Here is a 25,811-nt window from a genome sequence, read left to right as displayed (position 1 = left end):
TTTCGGCGCAACGCTGCTGCGCCAACAATGAACAAATGTTCATCTTGACGGATACTTGCTTTGCACCGCAACCTCTTGGCTGCGCGAAGGTTCGAACGGGCCTTCCCGCGCCCCCTGGGCTGCGGGAAGGTCCGGTCGATGCGTGTCTCAGCTCACGGCGGGGAGCCGGTCGATCATCTTATCGAGCGTGATCGGGTAATCCCGGACGCGCACGCCGGTGGCGTTGTAGATCGCATTGGCGACGGCGGCGCCGACGCCGCAGATGCCGAGCTCGCCGACGCCCTTGGCCTTCATCGGCGAGGACATCGGGTCGGTCTCGTCGAGGAAGACGACCTCCTGATGGGGAATGTCGGCATGGACCGGGACTTCGTAGCCGGCGAGATCGTGGTTGACGAAGAAGCCGCGCCTCTTGTCGACGACGAGGTGCTCCATCAAGGCCGCGCCGGCCCCCATCGTCATCGCGCCGATAACCTGGCTGCGGGCCGATTTGGGATTGAGGATGCGGCCGGCCGAGCAGACGGCCAGCATGCGCCGCAGGCGGACCTCGCCGGTGGCGGCATCGACGCCGACCTCGACGAAATGGCCGCCGAAGGTCGCCTGCGCGTGGGTCTTGTCGAGATCGCCGAACTCGATCGTGTCCTCGGCGGTGATCTCGCCGTCGCTGACAGCCTGTGTCAGCGGAACCGCACGGTTGCCCGTCTTGACGGCACCGTCCTCGAACACCGCGTCGGCCGAGTTGAAGCCGAGCTTCTGCACCACCGCCTCGCGCAGCTTGACGCAGGCCGCGTAGACGCCAGACGTCGCCGAATTGGCGCCCCACTGGCCGCCGGAGCCGGCCGAGGCCGGAAAGCTGGAATCGCCCAGTTCGACCTTCACCTTGCCGATCGGCAGACCCATCATCTCGGCTGCCGTCTGCGCCATGATGGTGTAGCTGCCGGTGCCGATATCGGTCATGTCGGAGAAGACGGTGACGACGCCGTCCTTCCCGAGCGTGACGCGGGCGCCCGACTTCATCACCAGATTGCCGCGGAAGGCCGATGCGACACCCATGCCGACCAGCCAGTTGCCGTCGCGCGCGGTGCCAGGCTTGGCTGAGCGCTTGTCCCAGCCGAAGCGTTCCGCGCCCTGGCGCAGACATTCGACGAGATGCCGCTGCGAGAACGGCAGTTTGGGCTTCTCGGGATCGACCTGCGTGTCGTTGAGGACCCGGAACGCGACAGGATCCATGTTCAGCTTCTCGGCCATCTCATCCATGGCGATTTCAAGCGCCATCAGGCCCGGCGCTTCGCCGGGCGCACGCATCGCATTGCCTTCCGGCAGATCGAGCACGGCGAGCTTGAGCGAGGTCATCCGGTTGGCGCCGGCATAGAGCAGCTTCGTCTGCTGCGTCGCCAGTTCCGGCTGCCCATCCTTCAGATCCCCCGACCAGCTCTCATGCCCGATGGCGGTGATTTTGCCGTCGGGCGTCGCGCCGATGCGGATGCGCTGGATGGTGGCGGGGCGGTGGGTGGTGTTGTTGAAGATCAGCGGCCGCTGTAGCGCCACCTTGACCGGCCGCTTAGCCGCGCGGGCGCCCAACGCCGCAAGAAGCGCATCGGCCCGGTTGAAAAGCTTGCCGCCGAAACCGCCGCCGATATAGGGCGAGACCAGTCGGATGTTCTCCTTGGGGATGCCCAGCGTCTTGGCCATGTCGCCGACGCTCCAGGCGATCATCTGGTTGGAGGTCCAGAGCGTGAGCTTGTCGCCCTCCCATTGCGCGATGGAGGCGTGCGGCTCCATCATCGCATGCGACTGATCGGGGGTGGAATAGCTCTGGTCGAGCGTCACCGGCGCGGATGCGAAGGCCCCGTCGAAATCGCCGACGGAGGTCTGGGTCGGGCTGTCCTCGTCGGAGGGGGCGTCGGGTGCGCCCGACTTGGCGGCGTCCAGATCGAAGGCGCCCTTGGTCTCGTCGTAACGCACCTTGACCAGTTGAGCTGCGGCGCGGGCCTGCTCGAAGCTTTCCGCCACGACGAGCGTGACGGCCTGGTGGTAATGCTCGATCTCCGGCCCGCCAAGCAGCTTGGCGGTGTTGTATTTGCCCTTGTCGAGCTTGCCGGCGCTCTCGGCCGTGACGATCGACAGCACGCCCGGCGCCTTGCGGGCGGCATCGAGGTCCATCGCGACGATGCGCCCCTTGGCGATGGCGGCGCCGACGATATGGCCATAGGCCTGGTTGGCGGCGACGTCGTGCTGCTCATAGGCGTAGCGGGCGGTGCCCGAGACCTTGAGCGGCCCGTCGATCCGGTCCAGCGGCTGGCCGATGACCTTCATCCGGTCGATCGGGTTGGTGGTGGCGGGTGTGTCGAACTTCATGGCGTCAGGCCCTCGCTTCGGCAAGCACGGCGGCGAGCGTGCGCTCCACCAGCGGGAGCTTGAATGCGTTGTCTTTGGTGGTGCGGGCATTGGCCAAGAGACCGTCCGTCACGGCCTTGGCCCCTTGGGGCAGGCGAGCCTCGGCCGCCTCGACACGCCAGGGCTTGTGAGCAACGCCGCCGACGGTGACGCGGCCGCTGCCGTCTTGCTGGATGATCGCGCCAACCGAGACCAGCGCGAAAGCGTAGGAGGCGCGGTCGCGCACCTTCTTGTAGATCTGCTTGCCGCCGACCGGCTTGGGCAGGGTCACCGCCGTGATCAGTTCGCCGGTTTCGAGCGCCGTCTCGATATGGGGCGTGTCGCCCGGCGCACGGTAGAACTCGGCGATCGGGATCGCGCGGGTGGCACCATCGGGCTTGACCGTCTCGATCTGCGCGTCCAGCGCGCGCATCGCGATAGCCATGTCGCTGGGATGCGTCGCGATGCAGGCCTCGCTGGTCTCGACGATCGCCAGCTGCCGGCTGTAGCCCTCGATCGCCGAGCAACCGCTTCCTGGCTGGCGCTTGTTGCAAGGCTGGTTGGTGTCGTAGAAATACGGGCAACGCGTCCGCTGCAGTAGGTTGCCGGCGGTCGTCGCCTTGTTGCGGAGCTGCCCGGAGGCGCCGGCCAGCAAGGCCCGCGAGAGCAGCCCGTAATCGCGCCGGATCCGAGCATCGGCCGCAAGATCGGTGTTGCGCGCCAGCGCGCCGATCCGCATCCCGCCGTCCTGCGTCGGCTCGATTTTGTCGAGAGCGAGGTCGTTGACGTCGATCAGATGCCGGGGCGTCTCGATCTCGAGCTTCATCAGGTCGAGCAGGTTCGTGCCCCCGGCGATGAATTTTCCACCCGGCGTCTTGAGGGCGGCAGCGGCGGCAGCGGCGGGAGAGCCGGCGCGCTCGTAAGTGAAGGATTTCATGCCTTCCTCCCTGAAACTTCGGTGATGGCATCGACAATGTTGGGATAGGCGCCGCAGCGGCAGATGTTGCCGCTCATGCGCTCGCGGATCTCGGCTTCGGTGCCTTCGGGCGCCGCATTGAGATCGGCGGTGACATGGCTGGGGATGCCGGCCTTGATCTCCTCCAGCGTCCCGACTGCCGAGCAGATCTGGCCCGGCGTGCAATAGCCGCACTGGTAGCCGTCATGCTTTACGAAGGCCGCCTGCATCGGGTGCAGGTTGTCGGGCGTGCCGAGACCCTCGATCGTGGTCACCGTGTCGCCCTCATGCATGACGGCGAGCGTCAGGCAGGAATTGACGCGACGACCGTCGATGATGACGGTGCAGGCGCCGCACTGGCCGTGATCGCAGCCCTTCTTGGTGCCGGTCAGGTGAAGATGCTCGCGCAGCGCGTCGAGCAGCGTGGTGCGGGCGTCGAGGCTGAGTTCCCGCTTGGCACCGTTGACCTCGAAAGAGATCCGCGAGATCACCGGGGCGAGGTCGTTGGGCACGCTGGCCGCGGGATTGGCAGGGGTCTGGGCTGCCAGGCGCGAGCCCGATGACGTCGTTGCCATCGCGGCGGCTGTGCCGATCAGCACGTGACGGCGCGTTGCCGCCAGATCGCTGGGAAATTGCATGGTTGCTCCGAGATTGGACGCATCGCGCGATGCTGCGATGACCGGCCGTTCGGAGTCCGGCGCGTCATCGCGGCGCCGCGCTGCGCGGTTGCCTGACACCCCAACCACTCAGAGTTTGGAAACGTTCCAGGCGTCCGGGCAACCTCAGCCCTGAGGCCACCTCACATTTTCGGCATCTTCACCAGGCGTGGCCGGGCATCTACGCCTTGTCGTCCGTCATCGGCACCATGGTTCGGGCGAACCTCGGCCAGCTGTTTTTAACGCTTGCTGAGGAGGCTCGCGCCGGCGGCCGGACGGTTGGAGATGTCGGGCTGTGCCAAGGCGGTGGGCGCCTCATGCGGCACATGGATCTCGCTGGTGGCAGCGCCGCTCCAGAGCGAGGTGAGCTGTTCGACCACATGGCGGCCGAAGCTCTCATAGGGAATGCGGATCGAGGTCAGCCAGGGTGCGATCCAGGCGTTGATCGCGTTGCCGTCGACGCCGACGAGCCGACAGCGCTGCGGGATCGGCACGCCATGCTCGACCGCCAGCCGATAGGCGCCATAGGCGATCATATCGCTGACGCAGAGCGCGCCGCGCGGCCAGCCGCCCTCGCGCACAAGCATGCCGGCGGCGGCATAGCCGATCTCGATATGCGAGAGACCCGGACCGATCGCGCGGCGGATGGCGTCGTCGGGCACGCCGCGCTCGATCAGCCGTTCGATGAAGCCGGCTGCGCGCTCCGAGGTGCTGGACGCATTCTGCGCCGCCATCAGCACGGCGGGACGATCGACGCCGCAGTCGAGCAGGAAATCGGCGACATCGGCGCCGGCCCGGCGGTTGTCGATGCCGACGAAGGCGCCGCCGCCGAGCGGGTTGCGCCTGGCGACGAAGACGGTCGGATCGCCGCGCTTCAGCGTCTCCTCCAGCCCCTTGCTGCGCACCGCACTAACCATGACATAGCCCGCGACGAGCTGATCGCGCATCGCCCGCAGATAATCGTCCTGGAGATCAGCGCGGTCGTGGGTGTCGCACAGGATCATCACGTAACCGGCATCCCGCAGGGCCGATTCGACCGAGACCGCGATCGCGGCCATCGCCGGATTGTCGAGATTGGGCGCCAGCATCGCCACGACGCGACTGGCCCGGTGGCGCAGCGCCCGCCCGACGGAATTGGGCCGATAGCTCAGCCGGGCAATCGCCTCCTCGACGCGCGCGATGGTCTCAGCCGAGGCACGCCCGGTCTTGCCGTTGACGATGCGCGAGACGGTCGCGACCGAGACGCCGGCATCCTTGGCTACGGTCGCGAGCGAGGCGGCGTGCTTGCGCGGTCCTCCCTGTAACGTTCTTCCCGGCCTGCCCGTCATCGCCGCCCGAATCTCCCCGAATGCCGCCGGCTCTTGCGGCCGTTACCTCACCAATGAGGCCGATCTGGACCGTTGACAAGCAAGGCAATCGTTTGCCTTAGTGCCGCCCAAGGCGTCCATGAGCGCTGGAGACCATTCAGGGAGAACGCAGATGCAGGGCAGACATTGGGTTTCGGCGCTCGCGCTGACGGCGGGCCTTCTGGCGAGCGGCGTGGCCTTCGCCCAGACCACGGTACGCATCGCCTGGTATTCCGACGGCATCGAGGGCGAGGTCGTCTCCGACCTGCTCAAGCGCTTCGAGACGCAGAACAAGGACATCAAGGTCGTCCTCGACCAGGTGCCCTACAAGGCGATCACCGAGAACCTGCCCGTGCAGCTCGCCTCCGGCCAGGGCCCCGACATCGCCCGCGTGGTCGATCTCGGCGGCGTCGCCCGCTATGCGCTGGATTTGCGGCCCTATCTCAAGGACGCCGGTTACTGGGAGAAGAATTTCGGCCCCTTCCTGCCCTGGATGCGGCCGGCCGGCGACGACAAGGCCATCACCGGCTTCATGACGCAGCTCACCGTCACCGGCCCGCTGGTCAACAAGACGCTGTTCGAGCAGGCCGGCATCGCCATGCCCGGCGCCAAGGCGAGCTGGGACGACTGGGCGAAGGCCGCCAAGGCGGTCGCGACCAAGGTGCAGGCGCCGTTCCCGCTGGCGATGGACCGCTCCGGCCACCGCTTCTTCGGGCTCGCCATCTCGGAAGGCGCCAAGCTGTTCGACACCAAGGGCGAGCCGGCGGTGATCGATGACGGCTTCAAGCGCGCGGCGCAGCGCGTCTTCGACTGGCACAAGGACGGCGTCATGCCCAAGGAGCTCTGGGGCTCGGTCTCGGGCGCGGCCTATCGCGGCGCCAATGACGAGTTCAAGAACGCCCAGGTCGTGATGTATGTCTCCGGCTCCTGGCAGATCGCGCAGTTCGACAAGACCGTCGGCAACGCCTTCGACTGGGTTGCGGCGCCCTCGCCCTGCGGTGCGGCCGCCTGCACCGGCATGCCGGGCGGCGCCGGCCTCGTCGCGATCAAGGCGACGAAGAACCCGGAAGCCGTCGCCAAGGTGATGGAGTATCTCGCCAGCGAGCCGGTTCTGAGCGAGTTCTATGCCCGCTCGCTGTTCGTGCCGGGACATCTCGGCATCGCCGCCAAGGGCCTCGACTACAAGGACGCCAGCCCCCAGGCCAAGGCGGCGCTGAAGGTCTTCTCCGACCAGGTCGCGAACCTCTCCCCCGTCGCCTACGCGCTGCAGGGCTATGTCAACAACCGCATCATCTTCAATGCGGCGATCAGCCGGGTCGGCCAGGCGATCTCGGGCGAAACGACGCTGGACGAGGCCTATAAGCGCATCGCCTCGGACATCGAGCAGCAGATCGCCGAGCGCAACAAGAAGTAAGCCCGCATGGCCTCCGCCGAACCAGCGGCGCCGCGAGGCGCCGCACATTTCTTCGCCGCGCCGCTGTCCCTGCTGATGCGGCTCGTCGACTGGCCGATGAGCGCACTCCAGCGCCTCATCGGCGAGCGGCAGATGGCCTATGCCTTCCTGTTGCCCAACATCGTCTTCTTCGGCCTGTTCGTCTTCCTGCCGCTGATCATCAACGTGGTGTTCTCGGTGACCGGGGGGACCGCGCTGTTTCCCTCGCAGCGGCCCTTCGTCGGCGGCGAGCAATATGCCTATCTGTTCGATTGCGGCTCGTTCCTCGATCCGAACTCCTGCCGCGAGGACCATTTCTGGCGCGGCGTTTCCAACACCGCCCGCTTCACCGTCTTCCAGGTGACGGCGATGGTGCTGTTCTCGCTGGTGACGGCGGTGGTGCTCAACATGCGCATCAGGGCGCGCGGCTTCTTCCGGGCGGTGTATTTCTTCCCCGTCCTGCTCTCGCCCGTCGTGGTGGCGCTGACCTGGAAGTGGATCCTGCAGCGCGACGGCTTGCTGAACGCGGGGATCACCTCGCTCGGCGGCGAGCGCATCTTGTTCCTGGTCGATCCGAGCTGGGCGATGTTCTGGATCGTCTTCGTCTCGGTCTGGGCCCATATGGGCTTCTACACGCTGATCCTGCTGGCCGGCCTGCAGGCGATCCCGGCCGATCTCTACGAGGCGGCCGAGATGGATGCGACGCCGCGCTGGCGCGTGTTCTGGCGCATTACGCTACCGCTGCTCTGGCCCAACATGATCGTCGTGATCGTGCTGGCGCTGATCAAGGGCGTGCAGACCTTCGACGAGGTCTTCGTTTTGACCGGCGGCGGGCCGGGCACCGCGACGCTGATGGTCGTGCACTATATCTACGAGACGGCGTTCTCCAACCAGGTCCAGAATTTCGGGCTCGCGGCGGCAGCCTCCGTCGTGCTCGGCGTCGTGCTCTTCGCGCTGACGCTGGCGCAACTGGCGGCCAGCAACCGCAAGGGGGCGGCATGAGCCTCGTCACCAAGCTCGCCACCGCGCGCCGCAAACCCGGCCGCTGGCACTGGACCGATGTCGCGGCCTACGCCTATCTCGCGCTTGGCGTCGTCCTGATGTTCGGGCCGGTGCTCTGGCTGGCGATGTCCTCCTTCAAGACGCAGGCCGGGCTGCTGGAATTCCCGCCCTCGCTCCTGCCGATGTCGCAGCAGGAGGTCGTGGTTGCGGGCCATGCGCAGCCGTTGCCGTTGTTCGAAGTCACGATGCCCGACGGATCGACGCGTGTACTCGCCCAGGTCCGGCGCATCGGCATCCAGGCGCAGATGGTCGACCCCGCCAATCCGGCCGAGGTCATCCGCGTCGCCATCGACAAGCGCACCCCGGTGCGGGAGTTCAAGCTCGCGACCGAGAACTATACCGAGCCGCTGGAGCGCTTCGCCTTCACGCGCTTCCTGTGGAATTCGGTCTTCGTCACGGTGGTGGCGACGATCATCACGCTGATCATCAACTCGATGGCGGCCTATGCTCTGTCGATCTACGAATTCCGCGGCAAGAACACGGTGATGCTGATGGTGATCGGCACGCTGATGATCCCGATCACCATCATCCTCGTCCCGGTCTATCTGGTCGTCACCGAACTGGGGCTGGTGAACTCGCTCTGGGCGGTGATCCTGCCGGGCGCCGCGACGCCGACCGGGGTGTTCCTGCTGCGGCAATACATGCTGACCCTGCCGCGCGACCTGATCGAGGCCGCCCGCATGGACAAGGCCTCGGAGTGGCAGATCTACTGGCGCATCGTCATGCCGCTGGCCATGCCGGCGCTGGCGGTGCTGGCGATCTTCTCGGTGATGTGGCGCTGGAACGAGTTCCTCTGGCCGCTCGCGGTGCTGACCAAGACCGAATCCTACACGCTGCAGATCGGCCTCAACGCCTTCCAGGGCGAACTCCAGACGCAGTGGCACTACCTGCTCGCGATGACCGTGGTGACGCTGCTGCCGGTGGCGCTGGTCTTCGTCTTCCTGCAGCGGTTCATCACCACCGGCATCGCCAATACGGGAATGAAGTAGTCATGGCCGGCCTGACCCTTTCCGGTGTGCGCAAATCCTTTGGCGCGACGCATGTGCTTCATGGGATCGACCTCACCGTCGCGGATGGCGAATTCGTCGTCTTCGTCGGCCCCTCGGGCTGCGGCAAATCCACCCTGCTGCGCGTCATCGCCGGTCTGGAGGACGTGACGGAGGGCGCGGTCGCAATCGACGGCGTCGATGTCACCGGCCTGCCGGCCTCCGAGCGCGGGCTCGCCATGGTGTTCCAGTCCTATGCGCTCTATCCGCATATGAGCGTCTTCAAGAACATGGCCTTTGCGCTCGAGAATATGGGCCTGCCGCGCGACGAGATCGACCAGCGCGTGCGGCGCGCGGCGGCGATGCTGAAGCTCACGGACTATCTCGAGCGCAAGCCGCGCGCGCTCTCGGGCGGCCAGCGCCAGCGCGTCGCGATCGGGCGGGCGATCGTGCGCGACCCCAAGATCTTCCTGTTCGACGAGCCGCTCTCCAATCTCGATGCGGAGCTGCGCGTCGCGACCCGCAAGGAGCTGGCTGGCCTGCATGCCGAGCTCGGCGGCACGATGATCTATGTCACCCACGATCAGGTCGAGGCGATGACGCTGGCCGACCGCATCGTCGTGTTGCAGGGCGGCCGGATCGAGCAGATCGGCACGCCGCTCGACCTCTACAACCGTCCGGACAACCTGTTCGTCGCAGGCTTCATCGGCTCGCCGCGGATGAATTTACTGCCCGGTACGGTGGCGCGCGCCGGGTTTGTGACCGTTGGCGAGGGCGGCCATGAGATCGCCTGCGCCACGGGCACGCTGGCGCCCGGCGCGTCCGTGACGCTCGGCGTTCGCCCGGAGCATCTGGCGCTCGCCGAGGGCGAAGGCCTGCCGCTCACGATCGACCTCGTCGAGCGGCTCGGCGGCGAAAGCTATCTCTACGGCGCCTCGCCCGGCCTGCCGCAGATCACGCTCAAGCTCGACGGCCAGAGCGCGCATCAGCGCAGTGAGACCGTCTTCCTCGCCCTGCCCTCGGCGCAGCTCCACCTGTTCGACCAAACCGGCCAGGCGATCCGGCCTTGATCCGCCTCCTCGGAAACACCGCGTCATCCTGGACAAGCCGCGAAGCGGCGCAGGCCGGGATCCATCATAGGGCAATGTCGCTGCTCTACGATGGATCCCGGGCCGCGCTTCGCTTGCCCAGGATGACGGGGTGTTTCCGAACCAGCCTTTCAACGCTGCCAAACGATAGTCCGATCCCGGAGACGACCCCATGAAAGCCCTCACGCAAGGCCGCTATCTCGGCCGCGACGGCGAAGCCGCCCTGTTCGATGTCGGGCTCGGCGCGACGATCACCGTACGCATCCTCGAAGGCGACATCGGCCGGGTGACCCTGAAGCCGCAGGGCGGCTACCGGCTCGACCGGGGCTGGTCGATCGCCCCCGGCGGGCTGGAGCCGGCCTATGAGGGCCGGCCGCGCGACAGCCTCGAAGGCTTCGCCTGCCCGCAGGCGAGCGTGGCCGAAAGCGATGGCAAAATCGTCCTGTCGGCCGGCGGCCTCACTGCCGAAGTCACGCTGTCGCCCTTCGGCATCGCCTGGTTTCGCGCCGGGGAGGACAAGCCGTTCCTGCAGGACCGCACGACCCAGGCCTATCTGATGTCGCCGCGCACCGGCGCGCTCGCGCATTTCATGGCGCGCGATTATGCCGAGCGGCATTACGGGCTGGGCGACAAGGCCGGCCCGCTCGACCGGACCGGGCGGCGTTTCGCCATCGACGCCGTCGACCCCTGCGGCTTCGACGCGGAGCTGTCGGACCCGCTCTACAAGATGCTGCCCTTCTTCATCGTCGACGGGCCTGCGGGCGCGCATGGCGTGTTCTACGACAACCTCTCGACCGGCAGCGTCGATTTCGGCTGCACGCTGGACAACTACCATGGCCTGTTCCGCTCCTGGAAAGGCGATGACGGCGATCTCGACTACTACGTCATGGCCGGGCCGAACGTGCCCGACGTGGTCAAGCGCTTCTCCTGGCTCACCGGCGGGCAGGCCTTCGCGCCGTTGTGGTCCTTCGGCTTCGGCGTCACCTCCATGGCGATCGCCGACGCGCCCGACGCCGATGCCCGCATCAGCGACTTCATCGGCAAGCTCGCGACGCATCGCATCCCCTGCGACTCGTTCCATTTCGGCTCGGGCTATACGCAGATCGGCCATCGCCGCTACGCCTTCAACTGGAACCGCGACAAGTTCCCGGACCCCAAGGCGACGATGCAGCGGCTGAACGAAGCCGGCATGCAGACGGTCGCCAATCTCAAGCCCTGCCTGCTCGATGACCATCCGCGTCTGCAGGAGACGCTGGATGGCGGCTTCCTGGTGAAGGACGGCCAGACCGGGGAGCCGGCGGTCGCGCAGTTCTGGGACGGGCTCGGCTTCCATCTCGACTACACGAACCCCAAGGGCCGGGCCTGGTGGCGCGAGGGCATCGAGACCGCGCTGCTCGATCACGGCTTCAGCACGGTCTGGAACGACAACAACGAGTACGAGATCTGGGACGAGGACGCACTCTGCGACGGCGATGGCCGGCCCTTCCGCCAGGCGCTGGCGCGTCCGGCGCAGCCATTGCTGATGACCAAGCTGTCCTATGAGACTCAAGGCGCGCGCGAACCCGGGAAGCGGCCATATGCCATCACGCGTGGCGGCTGCGCCGGCATTTCGCGCTACGGCCAGACCTGGTCGGGCGACAACGAAACCGCCTGGAAGACGCTGCGCTACAACCTGACGCAAGGCCTCAACATGAGCCTGTCGGGGATGTTCAGCATCGGCCACGATGTCGGCGGCTTCCATGGTCCCACCCCGGGGCCGGAGCTCTTCGTGCGTTTCAATGAGTTCTGCAGCCTGTGGCCGCGCATGGTGATGAACTCCTGGAACGACGACGGTGTGGTCAACCTGCCCTGGATGCATCCGGAGATGGTGCCGCAGGTGCGCGAGGCGATTTCGCTGCGCTACCGGCTGATGCCCTATCTCTACACGCAGATGTGGCGCGCCAGCCGCGACGGCACGCCCGCCATCCGCCCGCTCCTCTACGACTTCCCGCGGGACGCCGTCGCCGTGACCGTGGACGATGCCTTCATGCTGGGTCCGGACGTGCTGGTCGCGCCGGTGCTGGAGGAGGGTTCGACGCAGCGCAGCGTCTATCTGCCGGCCCATCCGGGCGGCTGGTATGACTGGCACGAGGGCAAGCTCCACCAGGGCGGCGCGGTCGCGACGGTCGCGGCGCCGCTCGGACGCCTGCCGCTCTTCGTGCGGGCCGGCGCGTTGATCCCGCTCGGCGACCCGGCTGGCATCTCCGAACAGCGGGAGATCCTGGTCTGCGGGCTGGTCGAGGGCGCCAGCGGCGAGCTCTACGAGGATGACGGCGACACTGCCGACTGGCGCGGCGCGGGCGGGACGGTGATCCGGTTCAGGGTGCGCAACGGCGAGATTGACATGGTGCAGGAGGGCAGCAAGCTCCCGCCCTTTGACACAATCGCAATCCGCCAGATCGGGACCTGATCGCGATCGGCCCCTCCCTGCTGACCGGTGCCTCGGGACGCGCCCCGTCAGCGGCGCAGGCGCAGCACCGCCGCTTCGACCGGCAGCGTCACGATGCGCAGCGCGATGTCGTCGGGATCATAGCCGATCTCGAAGCCGAGTTCGCGGCACAGCGCGAGCATGCGCGTGTTCTCGGCCAGCACCTGGCTGCGGATCGTCTTCAGCCCCTCGGCCTTCGCCCATTCGATGATCAGCGTCATCAGGGTCCAGCCCAGCCCGATGCCCTTGAGATCGGAGCGCAGCAGGATCGCGTATTCGGCCTCCTCATGGTCCGGTTCGGTATGGAGCCGCACGACGCCCGCCACCTCCCCGGTGGCCTGCTCAAAGGCGACGAACGCCATGGCGCGGGCATAATCGAGCTGGGTGAGATGGGCGAGGAAGGCGTGGCTGAAGCTCTTCAGCGGCGCAAAAAAGCGTAAGCGCAGATCCTCGGGCGTGACCTTGCGCAGCATGGCGCCGATCGCCGTCTCGTCTTCCGGCCTGATCGGCCTCAGCAAGAAGCGCACATCGCCACGCAGCGCGACCTCGCGTCGCCAGTGGCCGGGATAGGGCCGGATCGCGGGGCGACGGCGCTTCTCCGGCGAACGTTCCAGCATGATGCGGGCATCGACCGCGATGACGCCGGTTTCATCGGCCAGGAGCGGGTTGAGATCGAGTTCCCGGATCTCGGGCAGGTCGACCGCCATCTGCCCCACGGCGACGAGCGTGGCCGCGACCGCATCGAGCCGCGCGGCGGGCACATCGCGATAGGCCGCAAGCACGCGCGAGACGCGGGTGCGGGCGATCAGCCGGCTCGCCAGGCCGAGATCGAGCGGCGGCAGGGCGGCGTGGCTGTCGTCGATCAACTCGGCGGCGATGCCGCCCCGGCCGAAGACGACGACGGGCCCGAAGCAGGGATCGGTGGCAAAGCCAACGATCAGTTCGCGCGCCTTGGCGCGCTCCGCCATCGGCTGGACCGCAAGCCCGGTGATCCGCGCCTGGGGCCGCTCGGCGCGCACCCGCGCCAGCATGGTCTGCGCCGCCTCTTGGATGGCGGCCTCGGTCGCCAGATCGAGCGCGACGCCGCCGACATCGGATTTGTGGGCGATGTCGGGGGAGACGATCTTCAGCGCCACGGGCCGGCCACGCGCGAGCAGAGGCCGCGCCACGGCCAGCGCCGCCTCGATATCGACAGCCACCACCGGGCGCAGCTCCGGGATGTGGTAGATCGCCAGGAGCGCCGCGACCTCGTCGGGATCGAGCCAGTCGCGCTGCTGGGCCAAGGCCCCCGACACGATCGCGCGCGCCTGCGCCAGGTCGGGCGGGGCGCGCTCTTCTGCGGAAGGGGGCGTCGCCATCAGTTCGCCCTGCAGGCGGGCATGGCGCAGCAGGTGCTGGAAGCCGATCACCGCCTCGGCCCCCGTCGCGAAGGAGGGCAGCCCGGCCGCTGCGAAGCGGGCGCCGATCGTTTCGTCGCCGCCGATCCAGGCCGCCAGCACGGGCTTGGTGCTGCGCGCGCCCTTCGCGGCCGCCACCACCGCCTCCGCGCAGGCCTCCGCTTCCGCCAGGAGATACGGTGCATGGACCGCCAGCACGGCATCGACCCCGTCATCCTCGATCAGGCTGGAAACCGCCGCGCCATACTCCGCAGGCGTCGCGGCCTCGATCACTGCCTCTTCCTTGCGGATGTCCAAGCCGCGGCTTGGGTCGATCCGGGTCGCGAGCGCGCCGCCGAGCTGAGCCAGGCGCCCTGCCGCCAGGGCCGCAAGCCCCGAACCGTTGCTGACGATCGCGAGCCGGCCGCCGGCCAGCGGCCGCGTGCGCCCCAGCGTCTCGGCCGCCGCGAACAGCTCGTCGAGATCGTTGACCCGCAGCAGCCCGGCGCGGTGGAAGGCGGCATCATGGGCACGGTCGGAGGTGACGATCAGCCCCGCATGGGTATGGGCCGCCATCTCCGACCCTGCCGCCGCCGCGGCGCGCCAGGGCTTCAGCACCAGCACGGGCTTCAGCCGGGCTGCGGCCCGCGCCGATGACAGGAAGCGCGCCGCGTCCTCGACATCGTCGAGCGCCAGCAGGATCGCGCGGGTGCGGCCGTCCAGCCCGAAATGGTCGAGGCAATCGGCGAGATCGACATCGCCGGCGGCGCCCAGCGTGACAGCGCCGGAAAAGCCAACCTCGCGACGCGCGGCCCAGGCGAGAATGCCAGCGGCAATCGAGTTCGACTGCGCGACAAGGGCGATGCTGCCGGCCCTGGGCACAACAGGCGCCAAACTCGCATTCAGCTGCAGCCGGGGCGCGACCAGCCCGATCGAATCGGGGCCGATCAGCCGGATGCCGGCGCGGCGTGCCGCTTCGCACAGGGCTCTGGCGTCATCGCGGCTCCCATCGACGATAAGGACGCCGGCGCAGCCATGGCGACCCGCCGCCGCGATTGTCTCCAGCGCGCCCCGGAACGGGGCGATGACGAGGTCGGCCGGCAGCGGCAGCTCGTCCAGGCCGGCGGCGGGCTCGAAACCCTCGGCCTGCGTGCCGCCGAGCACGAAGACCCGGCCGGCATAGCCCCCCGCCTGGATGCCGTGAAGCAGCGGCACAGTCGCCGATCCCGGCGGCGCCACGACGGCGATCGTCGCCGGTTCGAGCATGCGTTTCAGTCGGAGCGTTGCCATGGCGGAAGCCTAGCAGAATGCGCGCCGGGAATATGTGACAACCGCCCCGCGTGGGCCGCGACGCGTTGTCTTCGTGCAAACCGATCTCCACATGGTCGAGGAAGCGCCGCGCGAGCCGGCTCCCACATCGTCGGGGAACCCTTTGCAGCCGCCACGGCTTTCGACGAGAGGGGTTTGCCGCCCCGTGCACAGGACGCGCCATGCCCATCGCCTTCGACAACAGCTATGCCAGGCTGCCTGAGCGCTTCTTCGCGTTGACGCCGCCGACGCCGGTTCCCGCCCCCCGCCTCGTGCGGCTCAATGAAGCGCTGGCCGACGAGCTTTGTCTTGATGCGGCCTGGCTTGAAGGCCCCGAAGGTGTCGCCATGCTGGCGGGCAATGCGGTGGCGCCGGGCTCGACGCCGATCGCGACCGCCTATGCCGGCCACCAGTTCGGGCAGTTCTCGCCGCAGCTTGGCGACGGCCGCGCCATCCTGCTCGGCGAGGTCGTCGATCGGGCCGGGACGCGCCGCGACATCCAGCTCAAGGGCGCCGGCCGCACCCGCTTTTCGCGCGGCGGCGATGGCCGTGCGGCACTGGGCCCGGTGATGCGAGAGTACATCGTGAGCGAGGCAATGGCGGCGCTGGGCATCAAGACGACGCGCGCGCTCGCCTTTGTTCTGACGGGTGCTCCGGTGATCCGCGAGGAGATCCAGCCCGGCGCGGTGCTGACCCGGGTCGCAACCAGCCATATCCGGATCGGCAGCTTCCAGTATTTCGCCGCGCGGCAGGACATCGAGGCGCTGCGGCTATTGGCCGACCATGCCATAGCGCGGCATTATCCCCACGCCGCCGAGGCTGCCAATCCCACCCTTGCCCTGCTCGAGGCGGTCATCTCGGCGCAGGCCGATCTCGTGGCGCGCTGGCTCCTGGTCGGCTTCATCCATGGCGTGATGAACACCGACAACAGCTCGATTTCCGGCGAGACGATCGATTACGGCCCCTGCGCCTTCCTCGACGGCTATGATCCGGAGACCGTCTTCAGCGCGATCGATGCCCATGGACGCTACGCCTATGGCAATCAGCCGAGCATCGCGCTGTGGAACCTGACGCGGCTGGCGGAGGCGCTGCTGCCGCTCTTGGCGGAGGACACCGACGCGGCGGTCGCGCTGGCCCAGACGGCTCTGGAGGCCTTCGCGCCGCGCTTCCAGGCCGCTTACGACACCGGCATCGCGCGCAAGCTTGGGCTCGCCGGCGACGGCGAGGCCGACACCGTGCTGGGTGCCGAATTCCTCGGAATGCTGAGTGCGCAGGGCGCCGATTTCACCCTGAGCTTCCGCCATCTCAGCCGGCTGCAGGCAGGTCTGGCCGATGAGGCACCGCTGCGCGCGGCGCTTGGCGATGATCCCGCGCTCGCCGACTGGCTGGCGCGGTGGCGGAACCGCGGCGCCGGCACGGCGAAGGGGTCGCTGCTGACGGTCAACCCGGCCTATATCCCGCGCAATCACCGCATCGCAGCGGCCATCGAGGCTGCTCAGGAGCGCGATGATTTCGGCCCGTTCGAGACGCTGATGAGCGTGCTCGCCGAGCCTTTCGAGGAGCGCGCGGCCTTCGCGGCTTATGAAACCCCACCGCAACCGCATGAGCGCGTGCGCCGCACCTTCTGCGGCACCTGAGGCGTCCGGATGGATCCTGGACTTCGCCGCCGTCAAAATCCGGCCTTGCCACAGGCGTCACAGCCGGTAGCTTGACCAGCGAGGCTGCGCTGGGCCGAAAGACCGGGCGCCGCCAGGGCGCACATGCAGCAACGACATGGCGCTTTCAGAACCATAATCTTGGGAGAACGCGCCATGAATTTCGGACTCAAGCCCTATCTGTATCTCGCCTGCGCCGTCGGCGCGCTGCTGCCCGCCACGGCCCAGGCCGCCGACATGCGGCTGATGACCGGCCCGCAAGGCGGCGTCTGGGTGCCGCTCGGCGGACAGCTCAAGGATATCTGGGAGAAAGCCGTGCCGGGGCTCTCGGTGCAGGCGCTGCCGGGCGCGGGCATCGCCAATGTCCGCGCCATCGAGGAGAACAAGGCGGAAATCGGCTTCGGCAACTCGATCTCGACCGTCGACGGCCTGGCCGGGAACGCGCCCTTCCCGAAGAAGCACACCAATATCTGCAACATCGCCTCGCTCTATCCGCAGTATTTCCAGATGGTGGTTCCGGCCAATGCGGGGATCAACTCCGTCAAGGACCTCAAGGGCAAGGCGATCACCACCCAGCCGCGCGGCAACACCGGGGAACTGATCACCGGGCAATTGCTGAAGGTTCATGGGCTCAGCTACAGCGACGTGAAGGTTTCCTTCGTCTCCTACACAGACTCGGTGCAGCAGATGCAGGACGGGCAGGCTTCGGCCTTTTCGCTCGGGACGGCGATCCCGGCAGGATCGATCATGGACCTCGCCTCGTCGCGCGACATCAAGCTGCTCGATCTCAGCGCCGATCTCGAGGGCATGAAGAAGCTCAACCCGGGCTACACGCTGGTGACCGTGCCCAAAGGCACCTATCCCAAACAGGACGGCGACGTGAAGGTGATTGGCTATGCGACCCATCTCGTCGCGTCCTGCAAGCTGCCGGCCGACCAGATCTACGCCATGACCAAGGCGGTGGCCGAGAGCATCCCCGCGCTGGCCGCGACCAGCAAGGCCGTGGCCGGGCTGACGGTGAAGGGCATGGCGGAGGATGTCGGCGTGCCGTTCCATCCCGGCGCGGCGAAGTTCTATCAGGAAAAGGGCGTCACCGTCGCGACGCAGTGAGGCGCGGCCTCGACGGTCTCTCGCCTGGCCATCCGGAGCGCCACGCTGCGCTCCGGACGACCCCTCCCGCCTGATCCAGACATGAAAGCAGCGCCATGCAGCGCTTGAAAACCCTGTCGCCGAGCGCCTGGCTCATCGCCGTGCTGGCCAGCGCGATGTCGCTCTACCATATCTGGGTGATCCTGACCGGAACGCCCGAGGCGGTGATCTTCCGGGGCATGCACCTGCTGTTTGCGCTGGCGCTGACCTTCCTGATCTTCCGCAGATCGGTAGACGACAGTTCGGGTCCGTCCTGGAGCGATTATGTCTGGATGATCGTCGCCAGCGCGCCGATCCTGTATCTGTTCTTCAACTACGACTACCTGGTCAACCGCATCTACTATGTCGACGATCTCTCGACGCTGGACATGGTCTTTGCCGTGGTCCTGATCGTCACGCTGATCGAAGCGACGCGCCGGGTCATCGGCTGGGCCCTGCCGATCACGGCGATGGTGTTCCTGGTCTATGCCCTGTTCGTCTCACGGGTCGAGCCGATGCGGCTGCTCGACCAGCTCTTCATGACGACCGAAGGAATCTTCGGCATCCCGCTGTCGGTCTCGGCCTCCTATGTGATGATCTTCGTGCTGTTTGGCGCTTTCGTCGAGCGTACGGGCACGGGACGGCTGTTCATGGATTTCGCCATGAGCATCGCTGGCGGCAGTTCGGGCGGGCCCGGCAAGGTCGCGGTGATCTCGTCGAGCCTGTTCGGCACGATCTCGGGCAGCGCGGTGGCCAATGTCATGGTCACCGGCACGATGACGATCCCGCTGATGAAGCGCACCGGCTTCCGGCCCGCCTTCGCCGGCGGCGTCGAGGCGGTGGCCTCCACCGGCGGGCAGATCATGCCGCCGATCATGGGCGCCGCCGCCTTCGTGCTCGCCGAGTTCCTCGGCGTTTCCTATGCGCAGGTGACGATCTGGGCGCTGATCCCGGCGATCCTGTTCTATGTCGCCTGTTTCGGCGCGGTGCATTTCGAGGCCCGCCGGCTCGGCCTCGCCGGGCTGCCGCGTGCCGACCTGCCGCGGATGCGCAACGTCCTCTCCGAGCACGGCCATCTCTTCCTGCCGGTCGCGGTCATCCTCGCGATCATCTACGCCGGCTACAGCGCCCCGCTGGCGGCGCTTGCCGGCACGGTCGCCTGCTTTCCGGTCGCCGCGCTGCGCAAATCGTCACGCGGCACGGTGACCTTCGCCAATCTGATCGGCGCGCTGATCGACGGCGCGAGGGGCACGCTGGCGGTGGCGCTGGCCTGCGCCTGCGCCGGCATCGTGATCGGGGCGATCTCGCTGACGGGCGTCGGCATCGTCTTCACGCAGCTCGTCATCAGCGCCGCGGATCAGACGCTGCTGCTCGCACTCATCCTGACAATGTTCGCCGGCATCCTGCTCGGCATGGGCATGCCGACGACGCCAGCCTACATCATCATGACGGCGCTGCTGGTGCCGGCCCTGGTCAAGCTCGGCGTCGTCGCACCGGCGGCCCATATGTTCGCGTTCTATTTCGCGATCATGTCCGCGATCACGCCGCCAGTGGCGCTGGCGGTCTATGCCGCGGCCGGGCTCGCCAAATCCGACCTCTGGGAGACCGGCTGGGCGTCGGTGAAGATCGGCGCGGCCGGCTTCATCGTGCCGTTCATGTTCGTCTACGAGCCGGCCCTGCTGATGATCGGCGACTGGCCGACGATCATAACCTCGGCGGTCAGTGCCACCTGCGGGGCTCTGTTTCTCGCAGCCGGGCTGCACGGCTTCTTCCTGGCCCGCGCCACGCACATCGAACGGGCCATGATGCTGGCGGCGGCCTTCACCCTGATCAAGCCGGGCCTGATCACGGATCTGATCGGCTTCGGGCTGGCGCTGGGCGTGATCGCGCTGCAATGGCCCCGCCGCGAACGGGCGCCCAAGGCGGCGTCGATCGCCGGTGTCGAGGTGCCGCAGAAGACGCCGGGCTGAGCCGGCTTCGGCTCAATAGGCGGCGCGCGGATGCGGGCCGGTGTTGGCGTCGATCACCCGGGGCAGATCGACGGCGACCGGCTTGTCCCAGCCGCCGCCGAGCGCCTTGTTGAGCGACACGAAATTGGACGTCACGGCGACGCGGCTCTGCAGCAGCGTGTCTTCCGCGCTGTAGAGCGAGCGTTCGGCGTCGAGCACGTCGAGGAAGCTCGCCGCACCCGACTGGTAGAGCGTGCGCGAGAGCCTGGCCGCCTCGCGGAAGGAGGCTGTGGCGGCGGCGAGCTTGCCGGCGCGCTGGCGCTCCTTGGCGAGGTTGACGAGCGAATTCTCGACATCCTGCAGGGCTGTGAGCACCGAGAGCCGCAGCGCCGCGTCGGACTGATCGCGCTGGGCCTGCGCGACCTCGACGGCCGCGCGCAATTCGCCGCCATTGAAGATCGGCACGCTCAGGGACGGGCCGAAGGACCAGCCGATCGAGGAGTTCTTGGCGAGGTCGCCGGTCTTGAGAGCGGTGGTTGCGATGTTTCCGGTCAGGCTGATGCTTGGATAAAGCGCGGCTTCCGCCTGGCCGATCCGTGCGGTTGACTGCGCGAGTTGGCGCTCGGCCCGGCGCACATCGGGGCGGTTGACCAGGACATCGGCGGGGATGCCCGCCGGCGGCGTGCCGCGCGCGGCGGGGATCGGCCCGCCCCGGTCGAGGATGCCCGCGAGCGCGGTCGGGGCCTCGCCGGTCAGGATGCCGAGCTGGTGCAGGCTCTGGGCATAGGCCGCCTCCAGCGTCGGGACGGCGGCTTCCGTGGTGGCGGCCTGGGCGGCGGCGCGCTCGACATCGAGAGCCGAGGCCGAACCGGCCGTGAACCGGGTGCGGGTCAGCCGCTCGGTTTCGCGCTGCGAGGCCGAGGTCCGGCGGGCCAGCGCGACGCGAGCCTGGGCGCCCCGCGCCTCGACATAGTTGGTCGCGACATCGCCGATCAGGGTCAGCAGAACCCCGCGCAGATCCTCGTCGGCGGCATCGACCCCGAAGGTCGCCGCCTCGACATTGCGGGCATTGGCCCCAAAGAGATCGAGCTCGAAGCTCGCATCGAAGCCTGCCTGGAACAGGTTGCCCGTGGTGTTGCCGCCGCTGGCCGAGGTCGCGGCCGCCGTGCGCGAGCGCGTGCCCGAGCCGAACCCGTCGACCTGCGGGAACAGCGCGCCGACCGCCTGCCGACGGGTCGCGCGGGCCTCGCGGATGCGCGCCTTGGCCGAGGCGACATCGAGGTTTCCGGCCACCGCGCGTTCGACGATCGCGTCGAGACGGCGATCTCCAAGCTTCGTCCACCACCGCGCCAGCCGCTTGGCCTCGAGCGGCTTGTTCGTCTTTGGGGCGTTGCCCCAATTGGTCGGCAGAAACTGCGCCGGTGTGGCGTAATCGGGCCCGACCGCGCAGCCGGCGAGAGCCATTGCCAGCAGGCCCAGGCCGGCCAGAGGCAAGAGGCGCGCGACAGGTGCCGCACCAGTTGCGGCAGGGGTGATGGCACAAGGCAACATGGCGCAAATCGTCTTCGTCATCCGCGTCATGTCCTCAATGCGCCTCGGCCGGCGCCGGGGTCGGGCTTGCAGCCGGGGCCTTGCGCCAGCGCCGGACCGTGCCGGCGACGACGACATAAAGCAGCGGCACGAAGAACACGCCGAGCAGGGTCGCCGCGATCATGCCGCCCATCACGCCGATGCCGATCGAATTCTGGCTGCCGGAGCCGGCGCCGGTCGCGATTGCCAGCGGCAGCACGCCGAGGATAAAGGCGAACGAGGTCATCAGGATCGGGCGCAGGCGCTGGCGCGCGGCATCCACCGTCGCATCGACGAGACTCTTGCCGGCCGCCTCCTGCTCGATCGCAAATTCGACGATCAGGATCGCGTTCTTGGCCGCCAGGCCGATCGTGGTGAGCAGGCCGACCTTGAAATAGACGTCGTTGGTCTGGCCGAAGACGGTCGCCGCGACGAGCGCGCCGAAGATGCCGATCGGCACCGACAGCATCACCGCAAACGGCACCGACCAGCTCTCGTAGAGCGCCGCCAGGCACAGGAAGACGACAAGCATGGCGAGCGCGTAGAGCGCGGTCGCCTGGCTGCCCGACAACCGCTCCTGGAAAGACAGGCCGGTCCATTCATGGTTGAAGCCGGCGGGTAGCTGCCTGGCCAGCACATCGATCTGGTCCATCGCCGCGCCCGAGGAGATGCCGGCCGCCGCCGCGCCCTGGAGATTGACCGCCGAGGCGCCGTTGTAGCGTTCCAGCCGGGGCGAGCCATAGGTCCAGTGGCCGGAGGCGAAGGCCGAGAACGGCACCATCGCGCCGCCGCTGTTGCGGACATGCCAGCGATCGATGTCCTCGGGCTGCATCCGGAACGGCGCGTCGGCCTGGACATAGACCGATTTCACGCGGCCCCGGTCGATGAAGTCGTTGACATAGGCCGAGCCCCAGGCGGTGGAGAGCGTCGTGTTGACGTCGCCCAGCGACACCGTCAGGGCGCTGGCCTTCTCCTGGTCGATCTCGACGGCATATTGTGGCGTGTCCTCCTGGCCGTTGGGGCGCGTGCCCGACAGCACAGGGCTCTGCGCGGCGAGGCCCAGCAACTGGTTGCGCACCTCCATCAGCTTGGCGTGGCCGGCGCCGGCGACGTCCTGCAGGTAGAACTCGAAGCCCGCGCTGTTGCCGAAGCCCTGGATCGAGGGCGGCGCCAGCGCAAACACCATGCCGTCCTTGATGCCGCGGAAGGCCCCCATGGCGCGCCCTGCGACCGCCTGGGCCGTCGCCTGCTTGCCGACGCGGTCCTCGAAGGGCTTGAGCCGCACGAAGGCGATGCCGACATTCTGGCCCGCGCCGCTGAACGAGAAACCGGTGACGGTCAGCACGCCCTCGACCAGGTCCTTCTCGTTCTCCTGGTAGTGCCGCCTGACCTGGTCGAGGACCGCGAGCGTGCGATCCTGGGTGGCCCCGACAGGCAACTGCACGATGGTGAAGAGCACGCCCTGGTCCTCCTCGGGCAGGAAGGAGCTCGGCAGCCGCGCGAAGAGATAGACCATGCCGCCGCCGATCAGCAGGAAGACCAGCATGAAGCGCAGCGGCCGCGCGATCATGCCGGCGACGCCGCTGGCATAGCCATGCATCGTCTTGTCGAAGCCGCGGTTGAACCAGCCGAAGGGGCCCTTCTTCGCGGCGTGATCGCCGGCGGGCTTGAGCATGGTCGCGCAGAGCGCCGGGGTCAGGATCAGGGCGGTGATCACGGACAAGGCCATGGCGGTGACGATCGTGATCGAGAACTGCCGGTAGATGATGCCGACCGAGCCGCCGAAGAAGGCCATCGGCACGAACACCGCAGACAGCACCGTGGCGATGCCGACCAGCGCGCCGGTGATCTCGTTCATCGACTTGATCGTCGCCTCCTTGGGCGACAGCTTCTCCTCCTGCATCACGCGCTCGACATTCTCGACGACGACGATGGCGTCGTCGACGAGCAGGCCGATGGCGAGCACCATGGCGAACATGGTCAGCGTGTTGATGGAATAGCCGGCGACCGCGAGAACCCCGAAGGTGCCCAGCAGCACCACCGGCACCGTGATCATCGGGATCAGGGTGGCGCGCAGGTTCTGCAGGAAGACATACATCACGATGAAGACGAGGACGATCGCCTCGATCAGCGTGTGAATCACCTTTTCGATCGAGACCTGGACGAAGGGCGTGGTGTCGAAGGGGTAAACCACGTCGACGCCCACAGGCAGCGTCGGCTTCAGCCGGTCGATGGTCGCCTTCACGGCGGCGGCGGTGTCGAGGGCATTGGCGCCGGTCGCGAGATTGACCGCCAGGCCCGTTGCCGGAACGCCGTTATAGCGCGTCGCGGTGGTGTAATCCTTGGCGCCGAGCTCGACGCGGGCAACGTCGTTGAGCCGCACGATCGAACCCGAGGCGCCGCTCTTGAGGATGATGTTCTCGAACTGGCCGACCGTCTGGAGGCGGCTCACCGCGGTGACGGTGGCGTTGAGCTGCTGCCCCCTGGTCTGCGGCAGCCCGCCGAGCTGGCCAGCCGAGACCTGGACGTTCTGCGCCTGGATCGCGGTGACGACGTCGCTGGGCATCAGCGCATATTTCTGCAGCTTGTCGGGATCAAGCCAGATCCGCATCGCATAGCCGGCGCCGAAGAGCTGGGTCGAGCCGACGCCGGCCACGCGCTTCAAGGTGTCGTTGAGGGTCGAGTCGACATAATCGGCGAGGTCGGTGGTGGACATCCGCCCGTCGGTCGAGACGAAGGCGGCCACCATCAGGAAGCCGCTCGACGCCTTGGCGACCGTGATGCCGGTGTTCTGCACCGTCTGCGGCAGTTGCGAGGTGACAAGCTGCAGCTTGTTCTGGACCTGCATCTGCGCGACGTCGGGGTCGGCCGCGCTGGTGAAGGTCAGGGTGATCGTCGCCTGCCCCGAAGACGTCGAGGTGGCCGACATGTATTGCAGGTTGTCGACGCCGGTCATGCCCTGCTCGATGACCTTGGTCACCGAATTTTCGACCGTCTGCGCGTCGGCGCCGGGGTAGCTCGCGCTGATGCTGACGGTGGTGGGGGCGATCTGCGGATATTGCGAGATCGGCAGCGTCCGCAGGGCCAGAAGACCCGCGACCATGATGACGATGGCCACGACCCAGGCGAAGATCGGGCGGTCGATGAAAAAACGCGACATGAGGTTCAGTTCTTCGCGGTCGGGCTGACGGCCGGGGCGGCCGGCGGCGAGGCGGGCAGCGAAGCCTGGCGGTTGGCCGGCTTGAGCTCGCCGCTGGCCTCGTCGATCGTCACTTCATTGCCGGTGACGGTCTGGCCGGGGCGGACGAGTTGCGCGCCTTCGACAACGATCCGTTCGCCGTCCTTGACGCCCTGATCGACGAGCCAATTGTTGCCGACGCTGCGAGAGGTCGCGACCACCCGCTCCTCGACCTTGCCGTCGGCTGCGACGAATTTGGCCATCGCCTCGCCCTTGGTGTTGCGGGTGACGGCGCGCTGCGGCAGCAGGAAGCTGTTTTCGGCAACGCCCTCCTGGATCACGGCCCGCACGAACATGCCCGGCAGCAGAAGCCGGTCGGGATTGGGGAATTCGGCGCGCACCGTGAAGGTGCCGGTGGTCGCGTCGATATTCGCCTCGGCGAATTCGAGCTGGCCGGACTGGGCGTATTCGATGCCCGTATCCAGCTTCAGCTTGACCGCGACATTGGGGCCGCTGAGCTTCAGCCGTCCTTCCGCCACCGCGCTGCGGAACTTCAACAGGTTGGTGCTCGACTGGATGACGTCGACATTGATCGGGTGGAGCTGACGGATTGTGGTCAGTGCGGTGGTCTGGTTGGCCGTCACCAGCGCGCCGGGCGTCAGCGTCGAGGCATCGACGCGGCCGCCGATCGGGGCCGTGACGCGGGTGAAGGCGAGATTGATCCGCGCCGTGGCAAGGCTTGCCCTGGCGGAGGCGACATCGGCCTGCGCCTGTGCCAGCGCCGCATTGGCGTCGTCATTGTCCTGCTTGCTGATCGCATTCTGACGGATCAGGTCGCGATAGCGGTCGACCTTGGCCTGGGCGCTGGGTACGGACGCCTCGGCGCGGGCCAGCGACGCGACGGCGCTGTCGAGCGCCGCCTGATAGCTCGCCGGGTCGATCTCGTAGAGCAGGTCGCCGGCCTTGACCTCGGAGCCTTCGCGGAACAGGCGCGACTTGATCAGCCCGCCGACCTGCGGGCGGACTTCGGCGACCAGGCTGGCGGCGACGCGGCCCGGCAGTTCGGCGCTGATCGCGACGGGCTGCTGACGCAGCACCACGACGCTGACCTGGGCCTGCGGCTGCGGCGGTGGTGCTGCGGCCTTCTCGCTGTTGCAGCTGACAAGGCCAAGCAGGACGCTGCCGGACAGAAGGACGTGCCTGGCGGTCTCGAATCGGTTAGTCGGCATGAGGCGCCTCTTTTGGAAACTCTTCGGTTTCTTAACGCTTGATTTCTTCGCCTG

Annotated in this window: 16 protein-coding genes; 8 read left to right on the top strand and 8 right to left on the bottom strand. The window is 67.7% G+C overall.

From position 1 onward, the window contains the following. Positions 1-147 precede the first annotated feature (147 nt). The 4 genes from paoC to IP69_RS10095 form a co-directional block, all read right to left on the bottom strand. Positions 148-2,355 (bottom strand): aldehyde oxidoreductase molybdenum-binding subunit PaoC, encoded by a 2,208-nt coding sequence (paoC, locus tag IP69_RS10110; RefSeq protein ID WP_054142702.1) that lies wholly within the window; start codon positions 2,353-2,355, stop codon positions 148-150. A 4-nt stretch (positions 2,356-2,359) separates the two neighbouring features. Next, positions 2,360-3,310, bottom strand: a complete 951-nt coding sequence (locus tag IP69_RS10105) for a xanthine dehydrogenase family protein subunit M (protein WP_054142701.1) — start codon at positions 3,308-3,310, stop codon at positions 2,360-2,362. Further along, positions 3,307-3,966, bottom strand: a complete 660-nt coding sequence (gene paoA / locus IP69_RS10100; RefSeq protein WP_054142788.1) for an aldehyde dehydrogenase iron-sulfur subunit PaoA — start codon at positions 3,964-3,966, stop codon at positions 3,307-3,309. The genes IP69_RS10105 and paoA overlap by 4 nt, the downstream gene beginning before the upstream one ends. A 257-nt stretch (positions 3,967-4,223) precedes the next feature. Continuing rightward, the gene (locus tag IP69_RS10095; RefSeq protein WP_082359204.1) at positions 4,224-5,312 is read right to left on the bottom strand and encodes a LacI family DNA-binding transcriptional regulator; all 1,089 of its coding nucleotides are present in this window, start codon (positions 5,310-5,312) and stop codon (positions 4,224-4,226) included. Between the two features lie 151 nt (positions 5,313-5,463). On the opposite strand from IP69_RS10095, the gene IP69_RS10090 reads away from it, so the two are divergent. The 5 genes from IP69_RS10090 (at position 5,464) to IP69_RS10070 (ending at position 12,347) form a co-directional block, all read left to right on the top strand. Next, positions 5,464-6,744 (top strand): extracellular solute-binding protein, encoded by a 1,281-nt coding sequence (locus tag IP69_RS10090; RefSeq protein ID WP_054142700.1) that lies wholly within the window; start codon positions 5,464-5,466, stop codon positions 6,742-6,744. 6 nt (positions 6,745-6,750) lie between these two features. Continuing rightward, the gene (locus tag IP69_RS10085; RefSeq protein WP_054142699.1) at positions 6,751-7,764 is read left to right on the top strand and encodes a sugar ABC transporter permease; all 1,014 of its coding nucleotides are present in this window, start codon (positions 6,751-6,753) and stop codon (positions 7,762-7,764) included. Next, a complete protein-coding gene (locus tag IP69_RS10080; RefSeq protein WP_054142698.1) occupies positions 7,761-8,813 on the top strand; it encodes a carbohydrate ABC transporter permease in 1,053 nt (350 codons plus the stop codon). The genes IP69_RS10085 and IP69_RS10080 overlap by 4 nt, the downstream gene beginning before the upstream one ends. 2 nt (positions 8,814-8,815) lie before the next feature. After that, entirely contained in the window at positions 8,816-9,880 is a 1,065-nt protein-coding gene (gene ugpC, locus IP69_RS10075; RefSeq protein WP_054142697.1) for a sn-glycerol-3-phosphate ABC transporter ATP-binding protein UgpC, read from the top strand. Between the two features lie 190 nt (positions 9,881-10,070). Further along, positions 10,071-12,347, top strand: coding sequence for a glycoside hydrolase family 31 protein (locus tag IP69_RS10070; protein WP_054142696.1), 2,277 nt, complete (start codon positions 10,071-10,073; stop codon positions 12,345-12,347). Positions 12,348-12,394: 47 nt separating this feature from the next. On the opposite strand, the gene IP69_RS10065 is transcribed toward IP69_RS10070, so the two are convergent. Next, positions 12,395-15,031, bottom strand: a complete 2,637-nt coding sequence (locus tag IP69_RS10065; RefSeq protein WP_054142695.1) for a GNAT family N-acetyltransferase — start codon at positions 15,029-15,031, stop codon at positions 12,395-12,397. Positions 15,032-15,231: 200 nt separating this feature from the next. On the opposite strand from IP69_RS10065, the gene IP69_RS10060 reads away from it, so the two are divergent. The 3 genes from IP69_RS10060 (at position 15,232) to IP69_RS10050 (ending at position 19,802) form a co-directional block, all read left to right on the top strand. Then, positions 15,232-16,686 carry a protein adenylyltransferase SelO gene (locus IP69_RS10060; protein WP_054142694.1) on the top strand — a complete coding sequence of 485 codons (1,455 nt, stop codon included), beginning with the start codon at positions 15,232-15,234 and terminating at the stop codon, positions 16,684-16,686. A 174-nt stretch (positions 16,687-16,860) separates the two neighbouring features. Then, the gene (locus IP69_RS10055) at positions 16,861-17,814 is read left to right on the top strand and encodes a TAXI family TRAP transporter solute-binding subunit (RefSeq protein WP_054142693.1); all 954 of its coding nucleotides are present in this window, start codon (positions 16,861-16,863) and stop codon (positions 17,812-17,814) included. A gap of 95 nt (positions 17,815-17,909) precedes the next feature. Further along, the gene (locus tag IP69_RS10050; RefSeq protein WP_054142692.1) at positions 17,910-19,802 is read left to right on the top strand and encodes a TRAP transporter permease; all 1,893 of its coding nucleotides are present in this window, start codon (positions 17,910-17,912) and stop codon (positions 19,800-19,802) included. 12 nt (positions 19,803-19,814) lie between these two features. Here the strand turns inward: IP69_RS10050 and IP69_RS10045 are convergent, their stop codons facing one another. The 3 genes from IP69_RS10045 to IP69_RS10035 form a co-directional block, all read right to left on the bottom strand. Continuing rightward, the gene (locus tag IP69_RS10045) at positions 19,815-21,245 is read right to left on the bottom strand and encodes an efflux transporter outer membrane subunit (RefSeq protein WP_248306794.1); all 1,431 of its coding nucleotides are present in this window, start codon (positions 21,243-21,245) and stop codon (positions 19,815-19,817) included. A 121-nt stretch (positions 21,246-21,366) separates the two neighbouring features. Next, positions 21,367-24,510 (bottom strand): efflux RND transporter permease subunit, encoded by a 3,144-nt coding sequence (locus tag IP69_RS10040; protein WP_054142691.1) that lies wholly within the window; start codon positions 24,508-24,510, stop codon positions 21,367-21,369. Between the two features lie 5 nt (positions 24,511-24,515). After that, complete coding sequence (locus IP69_RS10035; protein ID WP_054142690.1) at positions 24,516-25,757, bottom strand: efflux RND transporter periplasmic adaptor subunit; 1,242 nt, start codon at positions 25,755-25,757, stop codon at positions 24,516-24,518. Positions 25,758-25,811: the final 54 nt, after the last annotated feature.

Source organism: Allobosea sp. AAP35 (assembly GCF_001295925.1).
GTDB lineage: Bacteria > Pseudomonadota > Alphaproteobacteria > Rhizobiales > Beijerinckiaceae > Allobosea.
This window is presented reverse-complemented; position numbering and strand designations above follow the sequence as displayed.

What these genes read in the sequence shown, in the direction of transcription:
- IP69_RS10090 (WP_054142700.1), top strand. Translation starts at nt 5,464, where the DNA reads ATGCAGGGCAGACATTGGGTTTCGGCGCTCGCGCTGACGGCGGGCCTT.
- IP69_RS10080 (WP_054142698.1), top strand. Translation starts at nt 7,761, where the DNA reads ATGAGCCTCGTCACCAAGCTCGCCACCGCGCGCCGCAAACCCGGCCGC.
- IP69_RS10035 (WP_054142690.1), bottom strand. Translation starts at nt 25,757, where the DNA reads ATGCCGACTAACCGATTCGAGACCGCCAGGCACGTCCTTCTGTCCGGC.
- IP69_RS10085 (WP_054142699.1), top strand. Translation starts at nt 6,751, where the DNA reads ATGGCCTCCGCCGAACCAGCGGCGCCGCGAGGCGCCGCACATTTCTTC.
- IP69_RS10050 (WP_054142692.1), top strand. Translation starts at nt 17,910, where the DNA reads ATGCAGCGCTTGAAAACCCTGTCGCCGAGCGCCTGGCTCATCGCCGTG.
- IP69_RS10055 (WP_054142693.1), top strand. Translation starts at nt 16,861, where the DNA reads ATGAATTTCGGACTCAAGCCCTATCTGTATCTCGCCTGCGCCGTCGGC.
- IP69_RS10070 (WP_054142696.1), top strand. Translation starts at nt 10,071, where the DNA reads ATGAAAGCCCTCACGCAAGGCCGCTATCTCGGCCGCGACGGCGAAGCC.
- ugpC (WP_054142697.1), top strand. Translation starts at nt 8,816, where the DNA reads ATGGCCGGCCTGACCCTTTCCGGTGTGCGCAAATCCTTTGGCGCGACG.
- IP69_RS10105 (WP_054142701.1), bottom strand. Translation starts at nt 3,310, where the DNA reads ATGAAATCCTTCACTTACGAGCGCGCCGGCTCTCCCGCCGCTGCCGCC.
- paoC (WP_054142702.1), bottom strand. Translation starts at nt 2,355, where the DNA reads ATGAAGTTCGACACACCCGCCACCACCAACCCGATCGACCGGATGAAG.
- IP69_RS10095 (WP_082359204.1), bottom strand. Translation starts at nt 5,312, where the DNA reads ATGACGGGCAGGCCGGGAAGAACGTTACAGGGAGGACCGCGCAAGCAC.
- paoA (WP_054142788.1), bottom strand. Translation starts at nt 3,966, where the DNA reads ATGCAATTTCCCAGCGATCTGGCGGCAACGCGCCGTCACGTGCTGATC.
- IP69_RS10060 (WP_054142694.1), top strand. Translation starts at nt 15,232, where the DNA reads ATGCCCATCGCCTTCGACAACAGCTATGCCAGGCTGCCTGAGCGCTTC.
- IP69_RS10045 (WP_248306794.1), bottom strand. Translation starts at nt 21,245, where the DNA reads ATGGCTCTCGCCGGCTGCGCGGTCGGGCCCGATTACGCCACACCGGCG.
- IP69_RS10040 (WP_054142691.1), bottom strand. Translation starts at nt 24,510, where the DNA reads ATGTCGCGTTTTTTCATCGACCGCCCGATCTTCGCCTGGGTCGTGGCC.
- IP69_RS10065 (WP_054142695.1), bottom strand. Translation starts at nt 15,031, where the DNA reads ATGGCAACGCTCCGACTGAAACGCATGCTCGAACCGGCGACGATCGCC.